We start from the raw sequence: 22,960 nt of genomic DNA, 5'->3' as shown, positions 1-22,960 counted from the left end.
GGGCGCGCGGACGGCGCACCGGCGGTACGGGCAAAGGAGAAGGCTCGCTGTGCCGCACCGACTGTCAGGGGCAGCACGCGATGACGGGCCGATGACGGCCTACGACGTCAGCGCGCGCTCGTACTGCCGACCATGTCCTCGCTCCTCGCCGGGGTTCGTGCTCCGTCGGCGAGCGTAGCCGCGAACGGCGGGCGCCGACACCGGATTCCGCCGCCGGACGCACCCCCGTCGCCGGGGGGCGTCCTCCGTATCGGTTGCGTGACGACGTCGCCCACCGCACCACGGGCGGCGGCGCGCGCCCGCACGCTTTTACCGGGGCGGGCACGGGCGAAGGAGCGCGGGCTCAGGGTCTGTCGTGTGGATCTCCGTGGAGGAAGGAGCGGGGTCCGGTGCTCCCCCAGAGCTTCGCCTGGGAGGTACCCCCAGATGCAAGGCGGAGGAGGGAGGCAACGCGGCGGGGGTCCCCCCATGGCGAAGCCTCTGGGGGAGTTGTCGACCGACGACAGCGCCGGGGGCACCTCCCGCCGAAGGCAGGGGGAAGATGTGCGGCCGGGGCACGCGACGCCGCGGAGATCCAGACGACACGCCCTAGGGGGGACGGGATGGGATTCCTGACGGACACCGGCGTATCGCTGGTGTCCAGTGTGCTGTTCGTCCTGCTGGCGTGGATCTTCTCCAAGACGGCGCGCCGCTTCGTCCGCGGGCTGGCAGCGCATCTGCTGCACCTCGACGCCGAGGAGGTGTTCGCCAACGGCCGGGATGCGGGGCTCGACATCCGGCGTGAACTCGCCCGCGCGCGGCAGGTGTTCGTCTTCACCAGCCGCGGGGCCGAGTTGCAGCGCGACACGTTCGAGGAGGTGCTCACGCGCAGCCGCGCCCGCCGCTGCCACTGCCGCATCATGCTGCCGAAGCTGAGCGTGCCCGCCCACGAGGCCGACTGGATCGCCGACCGGGAGGCCGAACTCCACGTCTTCGACTCGGCGTTCGGCACGGACCTGCTCCGCCGCCAGATCGCCGCCACCTACGACTACCTCGCGCCCCTCCTGGTCACCGGCCATCTGGAGGTCCGCGGCTACAACATCCCGCACTTCGGCCGGGTCGTCGCGACCGAGCGCGTCCTCTACCTGACGCCCTACTCGCCCGACCGCCACGGCAGCAGCTCGCCGGTGATCAAATACCGGCGAGGCGAGACCTACGACGTCCTGATGCGCCTGCTGGAGAAGCTGTGGGCGGCCTCCGGGACCCCGGCCCCGTGATCCTCCTCTGCACCGTGATCCTCCTCTGCACCACGGTCACGTCCGCGGTCACGCGATGGCGATACGCGGGTGGGCCGAGGGCTTGATCCAGCTCATGATCCGGTCCATCGTCGCGCGCGGCACGGACACACAACCGGCCGTCGCTCCGGCTCCGTTGACGTGCAGGAAGATGCCCGCGCCGCGGCCGGGGACCGCGGGCCACCGGTTGTAGTTGACGACGAGCGCCTCGGCGTACTGCGTGGGATGGTCGATCAGGTGCTCGCTGCCGCGCACGCCCGCCTCCGTGAGGGGGAAGTCCGCGCCCTGGGCGCTGTGCAGGGAGTTGTAGTACGCGGACTGCGGGTCCTCGACCCACCAGTCGTCGGCGCCGACCCGGTGGTAGGGCATCGCGGTACCGCTCGCCGCGACCCCGAAGCCCTCGGTGAGGGTGTACGTCCCCGAGGGGGTCGTGGACGAATTCTGCTTGCGGGTCGTCCCGTTGACGACCCCGGCCGAGCCGACCCGGCCCGCGGTGGTGCTGAACTGCGCCTTCCAGCCCGACGACCCCTTCTCCCACGCCGTCACGGTGGCGTACGAGCCGCTCGCCTCGACCGTGATGAGCTGGGTGGCGTTGCCGACCTGGACGGGGACGGGGAAGTGCGGTGCCGCCGCGCCGCCGGAGGAGCCGCCGCTCTTCGTCCCGGAGGTGCCCGCGGACTGCGTGCCGGACCCCTTGGCGGGCTTCCCGGCGGACGCGGTGGCGGAGGGGGCCTTGGGGCCCGTGCTCCTGCCGGACGTGGGCGTGGACGTCGGCGTGGACGAGGCGGTCGCCGTCGCCGTACGGGACGGGCTCGGCGTCGTCGAGTCGGAGGCGGAGGGCGACGCGGGCACGGACGTCGAGGCGAGGGCCTGCGGCGCGTCCCGGTCCGCCGTCGCCTGCGCGCTGCCCCCGCCCGTACCCGAGGCCCCGCAGCCGACGGCCAGCAGCAGCGCGCCCGCGGTGCCGGCGGCGGCGAGGAGGGCGCGCGAGCGCGTGGGCAGCGGGGAAACGCGAACGGCCACGGGTGATCCTTCGGGCAGCGGAGCGGACGGAGCGGTCGACGGCCAGTGGGGAGGACGTGCCCGAGAACACGTTGGCGCTTACACATACTAAGGCCGGGCAGCCGGTTCCGGACATGCCCGGCAGGTCACCCCTTCGGCGGAGAGGCGGACACACGGGCGCCCCGCCCCTGCCGCGGCGGCGGCGGGGACGGGGCGCCCGGGGGTGCGGGGAGCGGGCCTCAGCAGGAGAGGTTGTTGCCCGCGGGCACGCCCAGCAGGGACGTGAAGGAGAGGTAGGCGTTGACGCGGCTCTGCACCTGCGCCGGGTTGCCGCCGTTGCACTCGATGCTGCCGTTGATGCTGCGGATGGTCTCACCGAAGCCGGCGCCGTTGACCATGGCGTTGTGCGGGGTCATCGTGCCGGGCCCGGACTGCGTGTTCCAGTACCACAGGCCGGTCTTCCAGGCGACGGCCGAGTCGGTCTGCACGAGGTTCGGGTTGTCGAGCAGGTCGATGCCCAACGCGTCTCCCGCGGCCTTGTAGTTGAAGTTCCAGCTGAGCTGGATGGGACCGCGGCCGTAGTACGCCGACTGCCCGGCGGGGCAGCCGTAGGGCTGGCTGGTGTCGCAGTAGTGCGAGTAGTTGGCGGTGTTCTGCTCGACGATGTAGACGAGGCCGCCTGTCTCGTGGCTGACGTTGGCGAGGAAGGCCGCGGCCTCCTGCTTCTTCACCGTGTCGCTGCCGGTGTTGGCGAAGCCGGGGTACGCGCTGAGCGCCGCGGTCAGGCCGCTGTAGGTGTAGAAGGAGTTCCGGCTCGGGAACATCTGGTTGAACTGCGCCTCGCTGACCACGAATCCGCTGGACGGCGGGGTCGTGCCGCCGGTGCTGCCGCCGGTCGTGCCGCCGGAGCCGGAGCAGGTGTACGGGCTCCAGTACCAGGTGCTGATCGTCGGGTCGTAGCCCGGGTTGTCGTGGGTGGCGATGTAGTAGAGGCCGTTGGTGTACTGCACGACGTCACCGGTGACGTACGCGCGGCCCGCGACCCACGCCGGGTAGCTGCACCCGGTGCCGGTGCCGCCGGTCGTACCGCCCGTGCCGCCGCTGCCGCCCGTGCACGAGCCCTGGTCGGCCCAGACGTCGGCGGCGCCGGGCGTCTCGCCCTGCGTCCACCACTTGGCCTGCCAGTTGTGGCTGTTGTACGAGGCGGTCATGCCGCCGGTGTAGACCGAGGACGAGCTCCAGGCGCTCGCGCAGGTGGCCGCCGACGCGGTGGAGGCCATCGGCACGAGGATCACCAGCCCGACGATCGCCGCGAGCGCGGCCAGGAACGCGATGAGGCGCTGTCTCGACACGTGACCACTCCTTAGGGGGGTTCGGTGGGGTCGAGGCGCACCTTCCCGCATTGGTCTGGACCTGTCAAGGTCTGGACCAATCATGGAGCAACACCGCGGCCACCACCGGCGATTCACCGGTGGTGGCCGCGGTGTCCGGACCCGAGGCCCGGGCCGTCAGACGGCGGGACGCCCGCTCGCCGTGGTGGCGGGCAGCTCCTGGTGGACGTCCCAGTGCTCGGCGATCCGTCCGTCCTCGATCCGGAAGATGTCGACGACGGCCTGCGCGTCGGCGCCCGGCGCCGGGGTGAACAGGCTGTGCACGACGACCAGTTCGCCTTCCGCGACGGTGCGCCGTATGGCGAAGCGCAGCTCCGGCAGCTGGGCGTGCAGGGTGTCGATCAGGCCGGTGAGGGCGGCCAGGCCGTCGGGCAGCGCGGGGTTGTGCTGCGCGAGGTCGGCGGCGACGAAGCGGGCGGCCTCCGCCGTACGCCCCGCGTTCCAGACGGTCTCCATGAAGTCCCGGACGAGGGCGGTGTTCTGCTCGGTGGTGGTCTGCTCGGTGATGTTCTGGTCGGCGGCGGTCTGCTCGGCGGTGGTCTGCTCGGTGGTGGCGGCGGTGGCGGTCATGTCGGGCTCCTCGGATCGTGCGGGTCGATGTGCGGTGGTCAGGGGTCGGGTCGGTCAGCGGGCGTGCGCGGCGGCGGGGGCGGCCGGTGCCTCGCTCACGGCGGCGGGGGCGGGGGCTGCGTCCCGTACGGCGTGGTGCCGTCCCGAGGCGCGGTGCGCGGCGGCCGCGAGGGCCAGCGGGACGAGCCCGGCGGCCGGCAGCCACGAGGCACCGAGGGCGGGGAGCAGGCCGCTGCCGAGCAGGCTGCCCATGCTCATCCCGAGGTAGAGGGACGAGGCGTTGAGGGCGAGCCCGAGGGCGCGCTGGTCGGGCACCAGGGCCACCAGGCGGGCCTGCTGCGGGGCCTGGAAGAGCTGGCTGAAGGCGGCCCAGACGACGATGGCGGCGACGGCCACCGCGAGGTCGGCGGGGGCCAGCTGCAGGGCCGCGAAGGCGACACCGAACCCGGTCAGCGAGACGGTGATGGTGGCGGGCCCGCCGAGCCGTTCGAAGACCCGTCCGGCGAGCGCGTTGCCCACGACACCGGCGACGCCGAAGACCAGCAGCAGCGCGGCGACCTGCCCGGTGCCCGAGCCGAAGCGGTCGGCGAGGTAGGCGCCCATGACGCCGTAGACGGTGAACTGCGCGGCCATGAAGGCGAAGGTGGTGGTCACGGCGGGTACGACACCGGCCGTCCGCAGCACCGGCGGGAAGGCGGCGAGGGTCGCCGGGGTGCCGCGCTCCAGGGCGGGCACGAAGGCGGCGACGAGACCGAGGGCGAGCAGCGTCAGCCCGGCGATGCCGACGGTGGTCCAGCGCCATCCGACGCTCTGCCCCAGGCTGGTGCTGAGCGGTACGCCGAGCACCGCCGCGGCCGTCATGCCCGCGAAGACCGTGGCCAGCGCACGGGCCCGCCGCTCAGCGGGCACCAGCAGCGAACCGGCGACCGACGCGGCCGGTCCGAAGGCCGCCCCGCCGAGCGCGGTGAGCACCCGGGCGGCGGACAGCGCCCCGTAGTTCGGGGCCAGCGCGGCGGCGACCCCGCCGGCCGCCATCACCGCGAGCCCGGACAGCAGCACGGTCTTGCGGCCGAGGCGCCCCAGCAGCACGGGGGCGAGCGGCGCGGTGAGCGCGAAGGTCAGCGCGAACACGGTCACGAGCAGGCCCACCCGGGACTGGCTGACGTGCAGGTCGGCGCCGATCGGGTCGCCGAGGCCGACGACGGCCAGCGACGACGTGCCGAAGGAGAAGTAACCGAGGGCCAGGGCCCACAGGGCCGGTCCGGGGCGACGAGAGATCATCGGACCCTCACTTTCAATACGGTGCGGTGCGGTTCGTAATGAGATTCAAATACGGTCCGGTCCGTATGTCAAGTGGGGTACGGTGGAACCCGGAGAACGACCTGGTGAGGAGGACCCATGAGCGGACGGCCCAGAGACCCCGGCGTCGACGACGCGATCCTGCGCGCGACCATGGCGCTGGTCGAGGAGAAGGGCTACCGGGCAGCCAGCATCGAGGGCATCGCCGCCCGCGCGGGCGTCTCGAAGCAGACCGTCTACCGGCGCTACCGCAGCAAGGGCGAGGTGATCCTCGACGCCCTCGCCGCCTACGCGGCGGGCAACCTACCCGCCCCCGACACGGGCTCCCCGCGCGGCGACCTCGCCGCCCTGCTCACCGCGACGTTCGCCGCCCAGCAGGGCATCAGCGGCGTCCTCAACCGCGCGCTGGTCGCCGAGTCGATCGGCGACGAGGCCTTCGCCCGCACGGTGTGGGAGCGCCTCATCCTCCCCCGCCGCGACCTCGTCCGCACCCTGCTCGCCCGCGCCCACGAGCCCCGCGAACTGGACACCGCCGAGGCCGACTTCCTCGTCGACCTGGTCTACGGCCCCATGTGGTACCGGCTGCTCTTCGACCCCGCTTCCCTGACAGCCGGTTACGCGGAACGCCTGGCGGAGACGGTCACGGGGCTGGCGGCCGGGGGGAGTTGAGGGAAGCATCCTCGGGGGTGGCGTCCTCAGCGGCGGAGGCCCGGCCGCCGTCACCCTGGCGCGTCGGGGCCAGTTCGCCGAGCGCGTGCCCGGCGTCGAGGGCGAGCGCGTAAGCCGCGGCGGGCCGGTCGTCCAGGAGAAGAGCGGGCGAGGAGCAGTTGGCGGCGGATGTCGTTGAACCGCCGTCGCACGGCGCGGCTGTCCTCGCCGCGTCGGACGCAGGCGGCCTGCTGCTCGGCCAGCAGGAGATCGATCTCGTCGACCAGCGACTCGGCCACGTCCCTGAGCGCTGCTCCGGCCGGGCCGGACGGCGCTCCCGGCGACGGCTGCTCCGCTCGTTCTCGCCGTTCCTGCCGTTCTTCCGGCCGCTGCCCCTCCGCGCGCCGCCCCGCCTCCGCCATCAGCGCTTCCGCTCCGGCGAGCCGCCGGGCGTCACCGGACGTGAGCGCGAACTCGTACTCCGCCGCCGCGAGACCCCGCTGTACCGCCAGCGCGCGGGGGTGGTGGCCGCCCAGCGTCGCCGCCATCCGCTGGGCCGCGACGGCGAGAACGCCCACGGCCCTTTCCCTGCGCTCCCGTTCGCCCGCCGCCTCGGCCGAGGCGAACTCGGCGGAGGCCGGCGCGGCCAGGGCCGACAGCGTGGCGGGGTGGTCGTCACCGGCCCGTGCCGCCAAGCGGCGTACGTACCCGGCCAGTTCGTCGACCAGCCGGTCCGCCTCCGCGTGCAGGCCTTCCCGGCGGCCGCCCGCACCTCGGGCCCCCGGCCGTCCCGCACGGCCCTCCGCGCGCTGCTGAGCGTCTTCCGCCATGCGTCGGTCATGCGACGCCCCCGCTCCGCCCCTCGAAGACCCGCTTCAGGGCGAGATACCGCAGCTCGGAGACGTCGGCCGGGTCCAGGACGGCCTGCTCGGCCATCTGCTGGAAGAGCTCGAGCAGGGTGTCGACGCGGTGGGCCGGGGTCGGCCGGAAGGGCGGGACGTCCACCGGCTCCGGCGGCGGCTCCTGCCGCGGCCGCAGGACGTCCACGAGGTGCCCGACGTCGAAGTGGTCGAAGCGCCGCATCACCTCGCGGATCGTCGCGGCGAAGAGCACGTTGGCGCTGCGGCTCGGGTCGGCGCGGTCCGGTGCCTGCTCCAGCAGGATGCCGACGACCGCCGGGGCCTGCCCCTCCTCCACGCTCTCGACGGGCCCGCCCGAGTAGCCGGAGTAGTCGCCGAGGTGCTGGTCGGCGGTCAGTTGCAGGGCCTCGATACGGCCGCCGCCCTCGCAGTCGTACGGGAGGGCACCACCGGCGACCCAGCCGGTCAGCTCCACGTCGTTCAGGGCGGGCCGGTAGGGGCCGCGCCAGCGTTCGCCGCCCCGCGCGACCCCGGCGGCGGGTACGGGCTGCGCGAGGCCGTATCCCGCGGAGATCTCGATCAGCGCGAGGTCGGCCTCCTTGTCCTGGCGGGAGACCCGCCCCGGCACGCGCGTGCCGTCCGCCAGGAGGACGTCCACCTCACCCTCGCCGTCGCCCGTCCCGCGCAGGCAGTGCAGCGCGGTCACGACGAACCGCCGGGTGAGCAGGAAGCCCGCGCCGAGCCGCCGCTGCCCGTGGGACAGTTCGACCCAGTAGTCCGTCCCGGCGGTCACGACCGGTCCGGCGAGGCGTCCGGCGAGGTGTCCGGCGGGGGCTCCGGGGTTCGGCTCGGAGTCCGCTCCACGGTGAGCTTCACCTCGAAGGACGCCTCCGCGGAGGCCTTGGAGAGGATGACCCCCGCCTCGGCGGCGAGCGTGAGCCCGAAGGTGACCTCCATGGACGCCACCTGCCAGCCGTCCCGCTCGGGCACCTGCGCCAGCGACTGCTGCGCGATCGACGAGGCCTGCACGATGGCGTCCTCCACCTCCGCGGCCCGGTCCCCCAGCACCGCGGACGTCCGCGTCCGCGCCACGATCTGCCGGCCCCCACCGGCGTCCAGCGCCACCGTCTCGACCCTGACCTCGCCCATACGCCTGCCCCGTCCCCTCTCCCGCACCCGGCCAACTCGTCTGACGGGCAGCCGAGTCGGCGTCCCATCGTCCCAGCCCGCGGCCTCCCCCGGGAGCCGTACCGCGGACTTCAGCCCGGCAGCCCGGCAGCCGCATCGCGCCCCTCGACGACGGCGACGAGCGCCGCCGCTGCGACATTCGGCGTAGCCGCGTCGTGCGGCCCGCGCGGACATTGTGCCGGGAGCCGTCTATAGCGAAGTGAGGTCCAGGCACCAGTCGTTGCTGCGCATCGTCGTGCCGCTGCCCCGCGGGTACTCGAAGTCGCAGGGGCCGAGGAGGTGGAAGCCGAGGCGGGCGCACAGGGCGTTCGAGGGGGCGTTGTCGACGGAGGGGAAGGCGTGCAGGTGGCGCGGGGCGCCGGGTGCGCGTGCGGCGTCGCGCAGGAGAGTGACGAGGGCGGCGCCGGCCGCGGCGGCGACGCCGCGGCCCTGGTGGGGCGGCAGGACGTTCCAGCCGGTCTCGTAGATCTCCTCGCCCTGCCACTCGCGCCGGAAGTAGGCGATGCTGCCGACCATTTCGCCTTCGTCCGGGCCGTCCGCGAGCAGTACCGCGTACATGCGGCCGATGCCCGCCGCCGGCATGTCCAGGTAGCGGCGGTGCCGGGCGAGGAGTGCGTCCTCGGGCTCCGGGCCGCCGACGTGGTGGCGCATCTGCGGGGTGTTGATCCGGCGCAGGAGGGCGAGGGCGCGCTCCGACCAGGGTTCGAGGCGGACGTCCATGCGCGGCAGTCTGGCAGAGGCCCTGCCCGGCGGCATCTGCAAGTTCTTTCAGCAACTCACAGAAAGTTTTCCCGTCCGACTCATTGACGTGTCCACCGCCGCGGCAGGAAGCTCCTGCCGGAACCTGCGGGACCGGGTTCCGCTCTCGTCCGGCGGCCTGGCGCGTGGCCGCCTTCACAGGGCGGCGGTGCGCCCACCGACGCCCCTCGACTGAAGGAGCCGCCCATGAGATCCAGGGTCCTCAACGGCGCCGTCGCCGCGGTGGTCGCCGCCGCGGGACTGGTCGCCGCCGCCTCGCAGCAGCAGGCGAGCGCGACACCGCCAGGCAGCAAGGACGTCACCGCCACGCTCTTCCAGTGGAACTGGAACTCGGTCGCCAAGGCCTGCACCGACCAGCTCGGACCGGCCGGTTACGGCTACGTCGAGGTGTCGCCCGCCACCGAGAACATCCAGGGCGGGCAGTGGTGGACCTCGTACCAGCCGGTCAGCTACAAGCTGCAGAACCGCCTCGGCAGTGAGGCCGAGTTCCGGAACATGGTCAGCACCTGCCACGGCGCGGGCGTCAAGGTCGTCGCCGACGCGGTGATCAACCACATGTCGTCGGGCTCGGGCACGGGCACCGGCGGCACGGCGTACAGCAAGTACAACTACCCCGGCTACTACCAGGACCAGGACTTCCACACCTGCCGGACGGCCATCTCCAACTACGCCGACCGCTCCAACGTCCAGAACTGCGAACTCGTCGGCCTCGCCGACCTCGACACCGGCAGCGACTACGTCCGCTCCACCATCGCCGCCTACCTGAACCACCTCATCTCCCTCGGGGTGGACGGCTTCCGGGTGGACGCCGCCAAGCACATCGCCGCGAGCGACCTGGCCGCGATCAAGTCCAAGCTGAGCAACCCGGGTATCTACTGGGCGCAGGAGGTGATCTACGGCTCCGGCGAGGCGGTCCAGCCGAGCGAGTACACCGGCACCGGTGATGTCGACGAGTTCCAGGGCGCGTTCGACCTCAAGCGGATCTTCGGCAGCGAGAAGCTGTCCTACCTCAGCCAGTGGGGCCCGTCGTGGGGCGCGGGCTACCTCTCCGGCGACAAGGCCCGCACTTTCGTCGACAACTGGGACACCGAGCGCAACGGCTCGACCCTCAACTACAAGAGCAACGCGACCTACACGCTCGCCAACGTCTTCATGCTGGCCTGGCCGTACGGCTCCCCGAACGTCTACTCCGGCTACGAATTCTCCGACAACGACGCGGGCCCGCCCAACAACGGCCAGGTCAACTCCTGCTACACCGACGGCTGGAAGTGCCAGCACGCCTGGCCGCAGATCGCGAACATGGTGGGCTTCCGCAACGCGGTCTCCGGCACCGCCGTCACCAACTGGTGGGACAACGGCAACAACGCGATCGCCTTCGGCCGCGGCAGCAAGGGCTTCGTCGCGATCAACCACGAGGCCGGTTCGCTGACCCAGACCTTCAGCACGTCGCTGCCCGCGGGCACCTACTGCGACGTCCAGCACAGCGGCGCCCCGTACACCGTCGGCTCCGACGGGAAGTTCACGGCGACGGTCGGGGCCGGCGACGCGGTCGCGCTCTACGCGGGATCGTGCTCCGCCACCGGGAGCACGGGCAGCGTCAGCGGCGGCTCCACCACCACCGGGGGCACGAACCCGGCGGCAGGTGCGTCCTTCGCCGTCAACGCCACCACGGCGTGGGGGCAGAACATCTACGTCGTCGGCGACAACTCCGCGCTCGGCGGCTGGAACACCTCCGCCGCGCTGCCCCTGTCCTCCGCCGCCTACCCCGTCTGGAAGCTCGACGTGAACCTGCCCGCGGGAACGTCCTTCCAGTACAAGTACCTCCGCAAGGACAGCAGCGGAAATGTGACGTGGGAGTCCGGCGCCAACCGCACCGCGACCGTGCCCGCGTCCGGCAGCGTCACACTCAACGACACCTGGCGCAACTGACGTTCGGCCGAACGCGGGCGGCCGCCCGGTCCGGGGTGTCCCGGGCCGGGCGGCCGTTAGTTCGCGCTAGGTCAGCCGCGTGTCAGCTGTGGTTGCCGGTGCGGCGGCGGCGGGTGAAGTAGACCGCTGCTCCGCCGACGACGAGGAGGGCGGCGGCTCCGCCGATGAGGGCGGTGTTCTGGGAGCTGTTGCTGCCGGTCTCGGCGAGGTTGCCGGTGCCGGTGCCGTTGCTGCTGCCGGTGGCCGGGGGCACCGAGGGGGTGCCGGTCGGGGCGGCGGTGCTGGTCGGGCCGGTCGCGGTCGGGGAGGGCGAGGAGGTGTCACTCACGCTCGGCGACGGGCTCGGGCTGTCGGTGGTCTCGCTGGGCGAGGGGCTCGGCGAGTCGGTGGTCTCGCTCGGCGACGGGCTCGGGGAGTCCGTGGTCTCGCTCGGGGACGGCGACGGCGACGTCTCGCACTTGTGCCCGCCGTTCCACGCCGTGATCAGGTCGGTCGGGGTGGCCGAGTCCGGGAAGTGCGGCAGGGCGCCGTGGCCCTCACCCGTACCGCCGTCGTACTGGGTGCCGTTGCCGTAGAGGTCGACCTGGCCGAAGCAGTCCGGGACGTGCCCGCTGACGTCCAGCGTGGCCTTCGTCTTGCCCTTGCCGAGGGTCACGGTGTCCCAGCCGAGGAAGTCCTGGTGGCCGGAGTTCTCCCAGGCCGGGCCCTCGGCGCTGTAGGAGGCCAGCGACACCGTGTAGGAGCAGTTCTTGCTCGGGGTGCTGGTCAGCCGCACGCTGATCTTGCCCGGCGCGGTGTCCCCGTCGATCCGCCCGGCCGTCGTCCAGCGGCCGCCGTCCACCTTGTACTCGATGCCGACCAGGCTGCAGTTGCTGCCGCCGTTGCCGTTGCCGCCCTTGTCTTGCGCCGAAGCCGTCCCGATACCGCCCACGGTCAGGGCGATCGTCGCCCCCGCGACAGCGGCAACGGCTCGTCTGGATATCGCGTCCACGTGAAGGATGCTCCCTGAATGCTGGTCGGGCAGCCAGGTGCAGGCAGACAGGGGCCACAACTCCACACGAAAGCGAGAGACGAGCCCGGTGGCCTGCGAGGCGTCTCGCCGCCGAAAGTCTTCTGATCTAGAACCAGTTGGCCCAGGCGGCCGATTATGCCCCGCAAACCCACATTGTGTACAGACACAAACACGGGAAGTGGGGCGGATCCGCACCGTCCGCGGTGAAATCAAACGTCAGCGGAGTCCTTTAGTGGCGCAGATGTTACTGAGCCGATTTGTCGACAGGAATTCGGGTGACCGGCGAATTCGGGAAAGCCCGGTGAGAAGGGGGTCGCCGGCGCACCCGAGCGGCGGGTGGGACCCGGACCCGTCAGACGGGCTTCCCCGCCCGTTCCCCGGCGGGCGCCGCCGCGGCCTCGTCCACGGCCTGGGCCGGCCGATCCGCCGCGCCCTCCGTGGCCGCCGCGCCCTCCGCGCCCTCCGCGGCCGCCTCGTCCCCCTCCTCGCCCCCGTGCTCGTCGGTGGAGTGGGAGTTGGTGAGGGTCAGTGCGCCGAGGCCCGCGATGAGTCCGACGGCGACGGCGAGTACGGCGTAGGTGATCCGCTCCCCGTGGAAGAAGGACGCGACGAGGTCGCTGCTCCACGTACCGGCCGGGAGCTGGTTGGTGACGAGCGCGGCGATCAGCGTGCCGACGACGGCGGTGCCGACGCTGGAGCCGACCTCCTGGGCGGTGTCGTTGAGGGCCGCGCCGATCGAGGTGCGGTTGCTCGGCATCGCGTCGACGAGCGCGACCGCGCAGATCGTCATCACGGTGCGCAGACCCACGGTCATCAGCACCATGCAGACGGCGATGGCCGCGTACCCGTGGTTCACGCCCCACGCGAGGCCCGCCAGCGAGCCGGCCAGGCAGGCCGCGCCGACCAGGCAGGCGATGCGGTGGCCGAAGCGGCGGGCGAGCCACTCCGACAGCGGGGTCGCCCCGATCATCGTCACGATGATCGGCAGGTTCGCCAGACCGGCCCGGACCGGGCTCCAGCCGTAGGCGTACTGGAAGTGCAGGATCAGCCCGAACATCACACTGGCCATCGCGATGGACGTGCCGGTCTGCGCGATGGCGGCGCCGCGGACGGTGCCGTTGGAGAAGACCCGCAGGTCGAGCATGGGCGCCGCGGTGCGCCGCTCGTGCCGTACGAACGCGTAGCCGGCGACGACCGCGCCCGCGATCGAGGCGAGGGTGAGCGCGGAGAGCCAGCCGTGATCGACACCGCTGGTCAGCGAGTAGCAGGCGAGCCCGATGGCGGCGACGCTCAGGACGGCGCCCGGCAGGTCGAGCCGGTCGTTCGTCAGGTCCTCGCGGCGGTCGGCCGGGACCCCGAGCCGTACGCCGATGCACGCCAGCAGCGCGATCGGGGCGTTGACGACGAGCAGCCACTCCCACCGCACATGGGCGAGCGCGGTGCCGCCGAGCAGCGGTCCGAGGACGAAGCCGGACATGCCGACGACGATCATCACCGTCATCGCGCGCATCCGCAGCGCCTTGTCGTCGAACAGCCGGAACACCAGCGAGTTCGTGATCGGGGCCATCGCCGCGGCGGCGACGCCGAGCGCGGCGCGCAGGGCGATCAGCTGACCCGCCGTGTTGACGAGGACGACGCACAGGCTCAGCGAGCCGAAGACGGCGAGGCCGATGAGCAGCACCCGTCGTCGGCCGAATCTGTCGGCCATCGAACCGGCGGTGAGCAGCAGGCCACCGAAAGTGAGCGAGTAGGCACCGGTGACCCACTGGAGCGCGGTCGTGCCGCTGCCGAGGTCGCGGCCGATCGTCGGCAGCGCGATCGACAGCAGCGTGTTGTCGACCATCTCGACGAAGAAGGCGAGACAGAGGGCGGCCAGCGGGATCCACGCCGCGCGCAGCGACGGGTAGGTGCGGGGGGATGAGGTGTGGAGCGTGGCGGTGGTCATGGCAGTCCTCCAATCGAACACCGTTCGGCTATCGAACAACGTACGATAGAGTACGATAGAACAACGTTCGATAAGGTGCAAGACCGGTTGGGATGTGAGCCATGGCACGCGTGCAGAACCGTTCGATCGAGGGACGCCGTTCGCTCGAGGGACGCCGGCGCGCCTCGCACTCGATGGAGTCCGTCCTCACCGAGGCCGTGGCCCTGCTCGACGAGGCCGGGCCGCACGCCCTGACCTTCCGCGCCCTCGCCCAGCGCCTCGGCGGCGGCGTCGCCAGCATCTACTGGTACGTCGCGAACAAGGAGGAGCTGCTCGACCGCGCCACCGACCACGTCGTCGGCGCGGTCCTGACCGACATCCGCAAGCTCCCGCCGAGCGACGACCCGATCGACGACCTGCGCGCCATGGCCGTCACCCTGTTCGACGCGATCGTGGACCGCCCCTGGCTCGGCGCCTACTTCATGCGCAACACCGACGTCCAGGGCAACTCGCTGCGCCTCTACGAGGAGCTGGGCCGCCAGACGCTCCGCCTCGACCTCACCGCGCGCCAGCGCTTCCACGCGGTGTCCGCGGTCGTCGGCGTCGTCGTCGGCACCGCGGTGGACATGGGCCAGGAGCCGCCCCAGGAGATCCTGGACGGCGCCACCACCCGCGAGGAGTTCCTCGGCCGCTACGCCCAGGCCTGGCGCGAGCTCGACCCCGCGGACTTCCCCTTCGTCCACGAGATCGTCGACGAGTTCGACGGCCACGACGACACCGACCAGTTCCGCTCCGCCCTGGACCTGACGCTGGCGGGCCTGCGCCTCCAGGCGGGGGGCTGAGCACTCCGGGGTGAGCGCCTTGGGGTGAGCGCCTTGGGGTGGGCCCTCCGGGGTGGGCCCTCCGGGGTGACGGCCCGGCCGTTCCCGTCCCGCCCGGCCGCCGGGCTCGGTAACGTCGCGGGATCCGCGGGTCCGCTGCCCGCAGCTACACGAGGAGCACCACCGCAGTGAACGACGACATCTGGGCGACGGTCGGCCGCCTCGTGCGGTGGCTGGACGAGAACGACAACGCCACCCCGGACACCGCCCTGCTCCTGCGCCTCCTCAAGCTCCAGGAGGAGGCCGGCGAGGTGGCGCAGGCCGCGATAGGCGCGACCGGCGGCAACCCGCGCAAGGGCCACTCCCACACATGGGAGGACGTCCAGACCGAGCTGTGCGACGTGATGCTCACCGCGATGGTCGCCCTCACGACCCTCACGCCGGACGCCGCGGACGTCTTCGCCGCCCGCGTGTCGGCCGTCGCCGACCGCTCACTGCGGTAGCCCCGCGGCGTCCGTCGTGAACGAGGGAGGATGCGGATGAGCGCGCTGGGGGTCTGGGTGGTCGGCGTCCTGGCGGACGAGGCCGTCGAGGAGGCGCGTCGCCGTTTTCCCGACGCTGCGCGCGCCCACGGCACGTGGCCGGAGGCCCTCGCCGGCACCGACCGGTGGAGCGGGCCGTTCCCGGCGTGGTCCGGCGGGGCGCCCGAGCCGCCGTTGCACGCCGCCGACATCGCGCGTTTCACCGACGCGGTCGAGGGCGCGCGGAACGACGAGTCCGACGCGGACGAGCTTCAGGACCACCTCCTCCACGCCCTCCCGCCGCAGGAGGGCGAGGGCACGTTCTGCGCCGCCGTACCCCGGGGTGACGGCGCCGCGGCGCTCATGTGGGGACTCGGCCCCGACGCGACGCCCCGGCTCCCCGGCTGCTGCGGGCAGTTCCTCCTCGACGCCGCCCAGGTACGCGCCGCACTCCCCCCGGCCGAGCAGGCACTCGCCCTGCCCCCGCCGCGCCGGGCCCTCGCCGCCGCCCGCATCCGGCTGTGGCTGGCCGAGACGGCGAACGACCCGGACTGCGACATCGACGAACTGCTCGACGGCCCCCTCCGCGTCCTGCGCCACGCGTCCCGCACGGGGGTCGGCGCGGCGGGGCTCACCTTCTGGTACTGAGCGGGTCCGCACGGTCGTCCCCCTCGCGCGCCCGCGTCGACGAGACCGGGCGCGCGTCTGGGCACCCGGCCCGCACCGCACCGGACGGGTGACAGCCACCGGCGCCCGGGGCGCGGGCCCGCGAGGGGGTCGCGCACCGGGCGCCGGTGGCCGCGGAGAACGTGGAGGTCAGAAGACCCAGACGTAGGAGGCGCCGTCCCACGGCATGTCGGCCGTGAGGCCGACGAAGGTGCCCGTGCCGGTGCCGGAGTAGTGGTGCATCTCGCCGGGGAAGCCACGGGCGAGGTCGCCGAAGCCGTCCCCGTCGAGGTCGCCGGTGGCGAAGATCTCCTGTTCGGCGGCCCACGTCCCGTCGACCTGAGTCCGGGCAACGAGCCCGTTCCTGCCGTTGCCCGGGTAGAGCCACAGGTTGTGGGAGGTGTCACGGGCGAGCAGGTCGCTCTTGCCGTCACCGTTGGCGTCGCCGACGCCGACCAGCGCGTTCATCGCGTTCCAGCCGCCGTTGCCGATCTTCACCCGCGCGCCGAACGCGCCCTTGCCGTTGCCCGGGTACAGCCACAGCACGCCCGCGGTGTCGGCGGCCACGAGGTCGCGCCTGCCGTCCCCGCTCAGGTCACCGACCGCCGCGAGCTGGCGCATGCTGTTCCAGCCGGCGCCGATCCTCACCCGGGTGCCGAACGCGCCCTTGCCGTTGCCCGGGTAGAACCACAGCACGCCGGTGGTGTCCCGGGCGTAGATGTCCTCCCGGCCGTCCCCGTTGTAGTCCCCGTGCCGCACCAGCTTGGTCATCTTGTCCCAGCCGCTGCCGATCAACTGCCCGGTGCCGTCGCCCGGCAGGAACCACAGCTTGCCGCCGTAGGCGCGTTCCAGCAGGTCGGGGCGGCCGTTGTTGTCGAGGTCGCCGAACTGCGAGACGGCCGGCAGCCCCGCCGGGCGCGGGGAGGCGTTGTCCCAGTCCATGTACTGCGTGCCGTACTGGGCTTCGAAGTCCGAGTAGGCCAGCCGGATGGAGCTGGCGAAGTTGTCCCACTGCCCCTCGAACTCCCGGGTCAGGTCGACGGCCCCGTTGTTCGGGCTGAGGTACATCCCGCCCATATCGCCCGACGTGTAGTCGGGCCCGTCGTACAGCACGATGTGCAGGCCCGTGTTGTTCACCATCGACGAGATCGAGTTGTCCCAGGACCCGAGCGTGGGCTGGCTGGTGGAGTACGTGGTCATGGCGCCGCCGAAGTTGCCGTCCTTGAAGACGCAGAACTTCCCCGCCGGGCAGCGGGAGGACGGTGCCGTGGAGGCGGTGGCGGACGGCGCCCCGGCGACGAGGGCGGTGGCCGCCAGCACGGCGGCGGTCCCCAGCGCGGACGCGGCCTTCCGGCGGGCCGGACGCCGGGCGGCGGCACGGACCGGGGGATCGGCGGGGACGCGGGCGGTGCTTCGGGCCGGACGGCCGAGCCGCCGTATCAACGAGGTGATCGGCATCAGTTCTCTCCGGTTGGGCCGGGACCGCGAGCGGGCCGCACCGGTACGGGCGCGGCGGTCGCGGTCAGAAGGGTGGAACAGTGGAGGTGGCCGCCCCGCGAGAGGGGTGGCGGCGCTGGTGGTGGGCCGGTCAGCGCGGGCCCTGGGCGTCGCGCGAACAGCCCGCGCCCGCCCGCGCCCTGCTGGAGCGGGCGCAAGGCGCCACGGTGGACGCACACGGTGTCGTCCCGGCCGTACGCGACGGGGTACGGGGGGCCGTCACCGGTGCGGTCGGCGTGCCGGACCGGCGTCGTCATCGAGCTCCCTCCGCCGCCGACGCGCAGGGGGGCGGCCGCCCTGGCTGCGCGGGACCTGACCGGCCATCCCGTGACCGTCCGGGCGTCGCGGTCGCGGTCGGAACACCGGTGCAGGTCGCCGGCCCCCGCTGCGGTCAGCGGGTCTGCGGCAGTGACACATGAATGTACGGATAGACGCACGTACCCCCCCTAAGAGTGCGATGCGCTGGATCGGCGCCGAAAGCGGCATCCGAGGCCGCAGACTACCGCCGCTCGCCACCGACGGGGACCCTCTGCCGAAAGGCCGTACCGAAGCCGTCCGCCGAGCCGTCATCCGGGCTCGTCCGCCGGAGGCCGCCGACCGGGTCGGGCGGCCTTGGCGGCGGTCAGGAGTACGGCGGTGCCCTCGGCCCCTTCGCCGTGGTGCCGGGCGCTGCTGAACGGCGGGGCGCTGTCCGAAACCAGCAGGTCGGACGGTCTGCGCTTGCTACGGCGTTCGCCGGGGAACAACGAGTGCCGCCACATGGGGGAGGCCTGGTCGCGACTGCGCCGCCGCCACGCCGGACGCCGCGCCGGACACTGCGCCGCCGCCTGCCGACGGGCCCGCCACGCTGGCCCTGCCCGACGACGCGGACTTCCGCGACGACCTCGCCGTGCTCGCCCAGGGCGGGGCTGGAGACCGGCGCCGCGGTGACGCTCGGCGTGGGACTACGGCGACGTGGCGCGCGGAGCCCGCCCCGGAGTCCACGTCATCACCAACGGCGAGCGCATGCCTATCGGCCACGGCTGCCAAAACGGCAACCGGTAGCCGCGGCAACCGCCACGGCCCGCCGAGCAAGCCCCGGCGGGCCGTACCGGTATCAAAAAAAGAGGACTACGAGCCCCCGCTCAGGGGATCCGCACCGCACCCTTTCCGCCCGTCAGGGACAGGCAGGATCAGGTGCGACCCTCCACCGAAAGAGTGCAGTAGACGCCCGGGTCGCTGCCCCTGAAGAGGCACACCTGCAGACGCACAGGGATGTCTTCAGGGAGGTTCTTATTGGTCGAAACGCACGAGCCGTCAGGTGCACCGTCGTAGACCGACTCCATGATCGCGCCGGTGTTCTGGTTGATCAGAACGGCGCCGGCTCCGTAGCTGTCCCCTGACATGGTGTCGCAGACCCAGAGGTCGTCACCCAGGCTGACGAACTTCGCATTCCCCCCGGTGTTGCTGTCCCACGTCACGGTCCACGGAATGTCCTGCGAGGCGGCCTGTGCCACCCCGCTCCCCAGAAACAGACCCCCCGCCGAAAGCACCGCGATGACCGCGGCTCCCACCCTCTTCCTCATACTTCCTCCTGACGATGAACGAGCCACCAAACCCTGGCTCTGATACGACGCCGTAGGGCCGTGGAATGTGAGGCCGGACCTCTACGCTGCCCAAGTGCACAACGAGCCCATGGAGCCCCTGACCGTCCCCGCCGGCCACATGACCGCCCGACAGGTCGCCCGAGAACGATGTGATCGACGCCTGGAAGCCGGTCACCTGATCCACACTGGTTCCATGAGTACGACGCCCACCCTCGGCACCCACGCCGCCCACCTCGCCACCGGCGTCACCCCCGCGCTCCTCCGCTCCCGGCTCCACCGCGGCAAGCTCACCCACCACGGACACGACCACCGCGGCCGCGCCATCGTCGACGGGCCTTGACCCCGGATCTTGGACACACGAGACACTGGATCCTGAAGATCTGAGGACGGACATCTCGTGGTCATGAAGAACTACCCGCCGCAGTTCAAGGCGGACGCGGTCGCGCTTTACGAGTCGCGGCCCGAGGCGACGATCCGGTCGGTCGCTGCCGATCTGGGGATCAATCCGGAGACGTTGCGGAACTGGGTGAGAGCGGCCGGAGCCAGCCGTCCGCGGGGTCGCCGAACGCAGGCGCCGACCGAGCCGTTCACGCCGCTGGAGGCGGAGAACGCCGCGCTGCGGCAGAAGGTTCGTGAACTGGAAGAAGAACGCGAGATCCTGCGGAAGGCAGCGAAGTATTTCGCCGGGGAGACGCGCTGGTGAACCGCTTCCAGTTCGTCGCCGACCACCAGCGCCGCTACGGCGTGAAGCGGCTGTGCAGCATCCTGGGCATCGCCCGCTCCAGCTTCTACTACTGGCGCGCGACGGCTGCAGACCGGGCCGCCCGGCAAGCGGCCGACGCGGTGCTCGCCACTCGGATCCGGGCCGTGCACCGGGAATCGGACGGCACCTACGGCGTCCCGAGGATCACCGCCGAACTTCGCGAGGCAGGCGAACGCGTCAACCACAAGCGCATCGCGCGGGTGATGCGGAGCATCGACCTGGCGGGCGTGCGGCTGCGCCGCCGACACCGCACCACGATCCCGGACCCAGCCGCGGTGAAAACCCCCGACCTGATTGGCCGTGACTTCACCGCCGCCGAGACAAACACCAAGTACGTCGGCGACATCACCTACCTCCCCATCGACGCCGGGAAGTTCCTCTACCTGGCCACCGTCATCGACCTCGCCTCACGCCGCCTGGCCGGCTGGGCGATCGCCGACCACATGCGCACCGACCTGGTCATCGACGCCCTAACGGCGGCCGAACGCACTCGCGGCAGCCTCGCCGGGGCGGTCATGCACACCGACCACGGAGCCCAGTACGCCAGCAGGGCGTTCGCCGATGCCTGCCTCAGGGCCGGAGTCCGACAGTCCATGAGCGCCGTCGGCAGCTCGGCGGATAACGCCCTCGCCGAGTCCTTCAACGCCACGTTCAAACGCGAGACACTCCAGGGCCGAAAGCACTGGTCCAGCGAGCACGAGGCCCGCCTCGACGCGTTCGGATGGCTGCACCGCTACAACACCCGGCGCCGCCACTCCCGCCTCGGACACCGCAGCCCGATCGCCTACGAAACAGCAACCAGACCAACACCAACTACGCTGACACCAGCCGCATAACCCGTGTCCAGAATCCGGGGTCAAGGCCCGACCTCGCCGAGGTCCACAACCACCAACAGGCCAAGGCGGCTTGACCGGCCGCTTCACGTGCTGTAGAACTCAGCGCAGCAGAACCGGCATGCCCGGACACAGACACACGAAGGCCCCGTCGACCACACGGTCCGGGGCCTTCGGAATTTCCAGAGGGAGCCGCCTTGCAGCCCGGAGTCGGCCGCATCGTCCACTACAACGAGCGAGGCGAGTGCCGAGCCGCGATCATCACCGGCACGGACGGCAAGCGGGCCAGCCTCATCGTGTTCACGCTCCTCGGCACCGACACACATCCGCTCCCACTCGCCGAGGGCACCGAGTCTGGCACCTGGCACTGGCCCGAGCAGGTCTGACCGTCACAGGTCCGTCACAACCCCCACACGCTAGGACGTGCAGTGCGAAGCTGCCGCCCAACCGACCAAGGGGGGCACATGCTCAGCGCCAAGGGCACCAACGGCACCATCCACTTCGACGGCCAGACCGTCACGATCGAGCGCACCGGATTCAGCGCCCGCGTGCTCGTCGGCGGCGGCGAGAAGCGCATCCCCGTCGCCAGCATCACCGCCGTCCAGTGGCGCAAGGCCAGCCTCGCCACGGGCTTCATCCAGTTCACGCTGGCCGGTGGCGTCGAGCGGCGCAGCAAGCCCGGGCAGACCGGGTCCGACGCCAAGCGGGACGAGAACACCGTGACGTTCGGCGCCCGCCAGCAGCCCGCCTTCGAGCCGATCCGTCAGGCCATCGACGACGCGATCGCCGCCCGCCACGCGCCGCAGCAGGCCGCGGCCTCGTTCGGCGGTTCCGTCGCCGACGAACTCGGCAAGCTCGCCGCGCTCCGCCAGCAGGGCATCATCAGCGACGCCGACTTCGAGCAGGCCAAGGCCCGGCTCATCGGCGGCTGACACAGAGGTCCCGCACGAGGCTGCCGCTCTTTGGGGAGGGGCGGGCGCGTTCTCCTGGCGCGTCTCCCTCGACCCCCTGGGGCGCCCGTACATCGCGTGGAGCCCGGACGGGACCGAGGCCGGCATCCTGGCCGACTGGCCCGACGACCTCCCGCCGGTCCCAGCAGCGGCCGGATCAGCTTCCGCGTCACCCTCGACGGCATCGACGGCCCCGTGGTGGCCAACCCCGTCCTCTCCACCCCGGCCGCCGGCACCGGGCCCTGCACCGACGCCGCGGGCCGCACCTGGACGACGCCGGGCGGCCCCGAGATCAGCGACCGCGCGCTCGGGCACGCTACGCCCCGGTGTCGCGGGCGGCGGCCCGCATGTCCCGTTCCATGTCCCAGGTGCTGGGGATCCCCGCGTCCTGCATGGCCTGGCGGCGGATCGTCGCGGCCTCGACTGCGGCGATGTGCAGCCGCTCGAACTCGGCGGACTCCTCCGCAGTCCAGGGCCGCAGCTCGGGGGACCGGTGCCGCTCCGTCGGCGGCACAGCCGTCTTGCGCCGGTCAGCGTCCACCCGCTTGCGATACGCCTCCAGGTCCGCCCACGCCTGCGTGGAGGCGCACTGAGCTGCGATCACGGTCTCGGGAATGTCGGTCATGCGCGCAGGATACGGCCCGGCTCGCACAGGTGTGCGCTCGGCGCGCTGTCAGGCTGACGTCCCTCCCGCGACGGGCAGGAGGGACGTTGCGCTCAGTCCTCGTACTGCCGCAAGGCCAAGCCGAGCGCGAAAAAGGTGGGCGCCCACTCGCCGATGAAAATGCCCCACCGGTCCGCGCGGGACACCCCGGCAGCCTCCGCCTGCATGCTCACCGCCCACGACACGAGCGACAGGCCAATCGAGGCGAGCCCCGCGTCGTAGCAGTGGTCGGACCGCAGGCCCCTGTCGTACAGCATTTTCACGAGCATGGAGACTCTCCTCGGGTGTCGGGCCTCCAGGCTCACCTGGTGCATCTGCGGGCGCCCGTGGTGCGCGGCTATCCGGGTACGGGCCCGTCGATACGGACTGCTCGAACTGGGGGTGCCGCACGTAGGTGGCGTTCACGCATGGCATCGTCACCAGCGGGATGCCCTTGCCGATCCCTTCGGCGGCGACCCCGACGACGAAGCGGTCCGTCACGCCCAGCGCCCACGCGTTGATCGTGTGGAAGGTGGCCGGCGCCACCGCGATCCCATCCGCCTTCGGCCAGACGTCGGGCTCTCCCGGCATCTTGTACTCCGACCTCACCGGGTGCCCAGTCAAGTCCTCCAGGGCCGGGAGTCGGTCGGCGAGCCAACGGGCCGCGGTCGGCGTCAGCCCGAGGCAGACGTCCCACCCGTCTGCCGGTGCTGCCGCGATGACGTCGGCCACTTCGGCTACGGGAGGTGCCGCGGACCCGAAGAGATACAGCGTGCGCGTCATGAGCAACGGCCAACCGCGGCCGCCTCGGGCGTGCAACCGAC

Annotated in this window: 24 protein-coding genes and 1 pseudogene; 10 read left to right on the top strand and 15 right to left on the bottom strand. The window is 72.2% G+C overall.

Features of this window, described 5'->3' with window-relative positions:
• Positions 1-602: 602 nt before the first annotated feature.
• Positions 603-1,256, top strand: coding sequence for a hypothetical protein (locus tag ACH4PY_RS05335; RefSeq protein ID WP_398176182.1), 654 nt, complete (start codon positions 603-605; stop codon positions 1,254-1,256).
• A 48-nt stretch (positions 1,257-1,304) separates the two neighbouring features.
• Here ACH4PY_RS05335 and ACH4PY_RS05330 read toward each other — a convergent pair whose 3' ends face one another.
• From ACH4PY_RS05330 to ACH4PY_RS05315, 4 genes are all read right to left on the bottom strand, one after another.
• Complete coding sequence (locus ACH4PY_RS05330) at positions 1,305-2,297, bottom strand: L,D-transpeptidase (RefSeq protein ID WP_398176180.1); 993 nt, start codon at positions 2,295-2,297, stop codon at positions 1,305-1,307.
• 218 nt (positions 2,298-2,515) lie between these two features.
• The gene (locus tag ACH4PY_RS05325) at positions 2,516-3,628 is read right to left on the bottom strand and encodes a glycoside hydrolase family 19 protein (RefSeq protein ID WP_398176178.1); all 1,113 of its coding nucleotides are present in this window, start codon (positions 3,626-3,628) and stop codon (positions 2,516-2,518) included.
• Between the two features lie 156 nt (positions 3,629-3,784).
• Positions 3,785-4,237, bottom strand: coding sequence for an ester cyclase (locus ACH4PY_RS05320; protein ID WP_398176176.1), 453 nt, complete (start codon positions 4,235-4,237; stop codon positions 3,785-3,787).
• 54 nt (positions 4,238-4,291) lie between these two features.
• Positions 4,292-5,518: an MFS transporter gene (locus ACH4PY_RS05315; RefSeq protein ID WP_398176174.1), complete on the bottom strand. Its 1,227-nt coding sequence runs from the start codon at positions 5,516-5,518 to the stop codon at positions 4,292-4,294.
• 117 nt (positions 5,519-5,635) lie between these two features.
• Here ACH4PY_RS05315 and ACH4PY_RS05310 point away from each other — a divergent pair, with 117 nt between their 5' ends.
• Positions 5,636-6,205: a TetR/AcrR family transcriptional regulator gene (locus ACH4PY_RS05310; protein ID WP_398176172.1), complete on the top strand. Its 570-nt coding sequence runs from the start codon at positions 5,636-5,638 to the stop codon at positions 6,203-6,205.
• A gap of 50 nt (positions 6,206-6,255) precedes the next feature.
• On the opposite strand, the gene ACH4PY_RS05305 is transcribed toward ACH4PY_RS05310, so the two are convergent.
• The 4 genes from ACH4PY_RS05305 to ACH4PY_RS05290 form a co-directional block, all read right to left on the bottom strand.
• Positions 6,256-7,014, bottom strand: coding sequence for a hypothetical protein (locus tag ACH4PY_RS05305; protein ID WP_398176170.1), 759 nt, complete (start codon positions 7,012-7,014; stop codon positions 6,256-6,258).
• 7 nt (positions 7,015-7,021) lie between these two features.
• A complete protein-coding gene (locus ACH4PY_RS05300; protein ID WP_398176168.1) occupies positions 7,022-7,837 on the bottom strand; it encodes a serine protease in 816 nt (271 codons plus the stop codon).
• Positions 7,834-8,193 carry a CU044_2847 family protein gene (locus tag ACH4PY_RS05295; RefSeq protein WP_398176166.1) on the bottom strand — a complete coding sequence of 120 codons (360 nt, stop codon included), beginning with the start codon at positions 8,191-8,193 and terminating at the stop codon, positions 7,834-7,836. The genes ACH4PY_RS05300 and ACH4PY_RS05295 overlap by 4 nt, the downstream gene beginning before the upstream one ends.
• Before the next feature lie 228 nt (positions 8,194-8,421).
• Positions 8,422-8,952: a GNAT family N-acetyltransferase gene (locus ACH4PY_RS05290; RefSeq protein ID WP_398176164.1), complete on the bottom strand. Its 531-nt coding sequence runs from the start codon at positions 8,950-8,952 to the stop codon at positions 8,422-8,424.
• A 225-nt stretch (positions 8,953-9,177) separates the two neighbouring features.
• On the opposite strand from ACH4PY_RS05290, the gene ACH4PY_RS05285 reads away from it, so the two are divergent.
• On the top strand, positions 9,178-10,920 hold the full coding sequence (locus ACH4PY_RS05285) for a carbohydrate-binding module family 20 domain-containing protein (RefSeq protein WP_398176162.1): 1,743 nt from the start codon (positions 9,178-9,180) through the stop codon (positions 10,918-10,920).
• Positions 10,921-11,002: 82 nt separating this feature from the next.
• On the opposite strand, the gene ACH4PY_RS05280 is transcribed toward ACH4PY_RS05285, so the two are convergent.
• Both ACH4PY_RS05280 and ACH4PY_RS05275 read right to left on the bottom strand, forming a co-directional pair.
• Positions 11,003-11,911 carry an LAETG motif-containing sortase-dependent surface protein gene (locus ACH4PY_RS05280; protein ID WP_398176160.1) on the bottom strand — a complete coding sequence of 303 codons (909 nt, stop codon included), beginning with the start codon at positions 11,909-11,911 and terminating at the stop codon, positions 11,003-11,005.
• Between the two features lie 373 nt (positions 11,912-12,284).
• Positions 12,285-13,877 carry an MFS transporter gene (locus ACH4PY_RS05275; RefSeq protein WP_398176158.1) on the bottom strand — a complete coding sequence of 531 codons (1,593 nt, stop codon included), beginning with the start codon at positions 13,875-13,877 and terminating at the stop codon, positions 12,285-12,287.
• Positions 13,878-14,050: 173 nt separating this feature from the next.
• On the opposite strand from ACH4PY_RS05275, the gene ACH4PY_RS05270 reads away from it, so the two are divergent.
• The 3 genes from ACH4PY_RS05270 to ACH4PY_RS05260 all read left to right on the top strand — a co-directional run bounded on the left by ACH4PY_RS05270 (position 14,051) and on the right by ACH4PY_RS05260 (position 15,846).
• Complete coding sequence (locus ACH4PY_RS05270) at positions 14,051-14,698, top strand: TetR/AcrR family transcriptional regulator (protein WP_398177546.1); 648 nt, start codon at positions 14,051-14,053, stop codon at positions 14,696-14,698.
• Between the two features lie 167 nt (positions 14,699-14,865).
• Positions 14,866-15,180 carry a MazG-like family protein gene (locus tag ACH4PY_RS05265; protein WP_398176156.1) on the top strand — a complete coding sequence of 105 codons (315 nt, stop codon included), beginning with the start codon at positions 14,866-14,868 and terminating at the stop codon, positions 15,178-15,180.
• Between the two features lie 36 nt (positions 15,181-15,216).
• Positions 15,217-15,846: a hypothetical protein gene (locus tag ACH4PY_RS05260; RefSeq protein ID WP_398176154.1), complete on the top strand. Its 630-nt coding sequence runs from the start codon at positions 15,217-15,219 to the stop codon at positions 15,844-15,846.
• 168 nt (positions 15,847-16,014) lie between these two features.
• On the opposite strand, the gene ACH4PY_RS05255 is transcribed toward ACH4PY_RS05260, so the two are convergent.
• Both ACH4PY_RS05255 and ACH4PY_RS05250 read right to left on the bottom strand, forming a co-directional pair.
• The gene (locus tag ACH4PY_RS05255) at positions 16,015-17,322 is read right to left on the bottom strand and encodes an FG-GAP-like repeat-containing protein (protein ID WP_398176152.1); all 1,308 of its coding nucleotides are present in this window, start codon (positions 17,320-17,322) and stop codon (positions 16,015-16,017) included.
• Between the two features lie 1,211 nt (positions 17,323-18,533).
• A complete protein-coding gene (locus ACH4PY_RS05250) occupies positions 18,534-18,926 on the bottom strand; it encodes a hypothetical protein (RefSeq protein ID WP_398176150.1) in 393 nt (130 codons plus the stop codon).
• A gap of 214 nt (positions 18,927-19,140) precedes the next feature.
• On the opposite strand from ACH4PY_RS05250, the gene ACH4PY_RS05245 reads away from it, so the two are divergent.
• From ACH4PY_RS05245 to ACH4PY_RS05230, 4 genes are all read left to right on the top strand, one after another.
• Complete coding sequence (locus ACH4PY_RS05245) at positions 19,141-19,287, top strand: hypothetical protein (RefSeq protein WP_398176148.1); 147 nt, start codon at positions 19,141-19,143, stop codon at positions 19,285-19,287.
• A 57-nt stretch (positions 19,288-19,344) separates the two neighbouring features.
• A protein-coding gene (locus tag ACH4PY_RS05240) for an IS3 family transposase (RefSeq protein WP_398176146.1) occupies positions 19,345-20,546 on the top strand; the annotation gives its coding sequence in 2 pieces (ribosomal slippage) (positions 19,345-19,636 and positions 19,636-20,546; 1,203 coding nt in all).
• Between the two features lie 194 nt (positions 20,547-20,740).
• A complete protein-coding gene (locus tag ACH4PY_RS05235; RefSeq protein WP_398176144.1) occupies positions 20,741-20,929 on the top strand; it encodes a hypothetical protein in 189 nt (62 codons plus the stop codon).
• A gap of 78 nt (positions 20,930-21,007) precedes the next feature.
• Positions 21,008-21,475, top strand: coding sequence for a DUF4429 domain-containing protein (locus ACH4PY_RS05230; protein WP_398176142.1), 468 nt, complete (start codon positions 21,008-21,010; stop codon positions 21,473-21,475).
• 334 nt (positions 21,476-21,809) lie between these two features.
• Here the strand turns inward: ACH4PY_RS05230 and ACH4PY_RS05225 are convergent, their stop codons facing one another.
• The 3 genes and pseudogenes from ACH4PY_RS05225 to ACH4PY_RS05215 all read right to left on the bottom strand — a co-directional run.
• Positions 21,810-22,118 (bottom strand): hypothetical protein, encoded by a 309-nt coding sequence (locus ACH4PY_RS05225; RefSeq protein ID WP_398176140.1) that lies wholly within the window; start codon positions 22,116-22,118, stop codon positions 21,810-21,812.
• 92 nt (positions 22,119-22,210) lie between these two features.
• Positions 22,211-22,426 (bottom strand): hypothetical protein, encoded by a 216-nt coding sequence (locus tag ACH4PY_RS05220; RefSeq protein ID WP_398176138.1) that lies wholly within the window; start codon positions 22,424-22,426, stop codon positions 22,211-22,213.
• An 88-nt stretch (positions 22,427-22,514) separates the two neighbouring features.
• Positions 22,515-22,919 (bottom strand): annotated as a pseudogene (locus ACH4PY_RS05215) (flavoprotein); the annotation flags it as partial.
• Positions 22,920-22,960 lie beyond the last annotated feature (41 nt).

It is taken from the genome of Streptomyces sp. NPDC021224 (genome assembly GCF_044332905.1).
In the GTDB taxonomy this organism is placed as follows: domain Bacteria; phylum Actinomycetota; class Actinomycetes; order Streptomycetales; family Streptomycetaceae; genus Actinacidiphila.
Note: the sequence above shows the minus strand (reverse complement) of the source record. Positions and strands in the feature narration are given on the sequence as shown.

Coding starts and splice junctions, on each gene's coding strand:
- ACH4PY_RS05335 (WP_398176182.1), top strand. CDS start 603: ATGGGATTCCTGACGGACACCGGCGTATCGCTGGTGTCCAGTGTGCTG.
- ACH4PY_RS05320 (WP_398176176.1), bottom strand. CDS start 4,237: ATGACCGCCACCGCCGCCACCACCGAGCAGACCACCGCCGAGCAGACC.
- ACH4PY_RS05315 (WP_398176174.1), bottom strand. CDS start 5,518: ATGATCTCTCGTCGCCCCGGACCGGCCCTGTGGGCCCTGGCCCTCGGT.
- ACH4PY_RS05310 (WP_398176172.1), top strand. CDS start 5,636: ATGAGCGGACGGCCCAGAGACCCCGGCGTCGACGACGCGATCCTGCGC.
- ACH4PY_RS05305 (WP_398176170.1), bottom strand. CDS start 7,014: ATGGCGGAAGACGCTCAGCAGCGCGCGGAGGGCCGTGCGGGACGGCCG.
- ACH4PY_RS05295 (WP_398176166.1), bottom strand. CDS start 8,193: ATGGGCGAGGTCAGGGTCGAGACGGTGGCGCTGGACGCCGGTGGGGGC.
- ACH4PY_RS05290 (WP_398176164.1), bottom strand. CDS start 8,952: ATGGACGTCCGCCTCGAACCCTGGTCGGAGCGCGCCCTCGCCCTCCTG.
- ACH4PY_RS05285 (WP_398176162.1), top strand. CDS start 9,178: ATGAGATCCAGGGTCCTCAACGGCGCCGTCGCCGCGGTGGTCGCCGCC.
- ACH4PY_RS05275 (WP_398176158.1), bottom strand. CDS start 13,877: ATGACCACCGCCACGCTCCACACCTCATCCCCCCGCACCTACCCGTCG.
- ACH4PY_RS05270 (WP_398177546.1), top strand. CDS start 14,051: ATGGAGTCCGTCCTCACCGAGGCCGTGGCCCTGCTCGACGAGGCCGGG.
- ACH4PY_RS05260 (WP_398176154.1), top strand. CDS start 15,217: ATGAGCGCGCTGGGGGTCTGGGTGGTCGGCGTCCTGGCGGACGAGGCC.
- ACH4PY_RS05255 (WP_398176152.1), bottom strand. CDS start 17,322: ATGCCGATCACCTCGTTGATACGGCGGCTCGGCCGTCCGGCCCGAAGC.
- ACH4PY_RS05250 (WP_398176150.1), bottom strand. CDS start 18,926: ATGAGGAAGAGGGTGGGAGCCGCGGTCATCGCGGTGCTTTCGGCGGGG.
- ACH4PY_RS05245 (WP_398176148.1), top strand. CDS start 19,141: ATGAGTACGACGCCCACCCTCGGCACCCACGCCGCCCACCTCGCCACC.
- ACH4PY_RS05230 (WP_398176142.1), top strand. CDS start 21,008: ATGCTCAGCGCCAAGGGCACCAACGGCACCATCCACTTCGACGGCCAG.
- ACH4PY_RS05225 (WP_398176140.1), bottom strand. CDS start 22,118: ATGACCGACATTCCCGAGACCGTGATCGCAGCTCAGTGCGCCTCCACG.
- ACH4PY_RS05220 (WP_398176138.1), bottom strand. CDS start 22,426: ATGCTCGTGAAAATGCTGTACGACAGGGGCCTGCGGTCCGACCACTGC.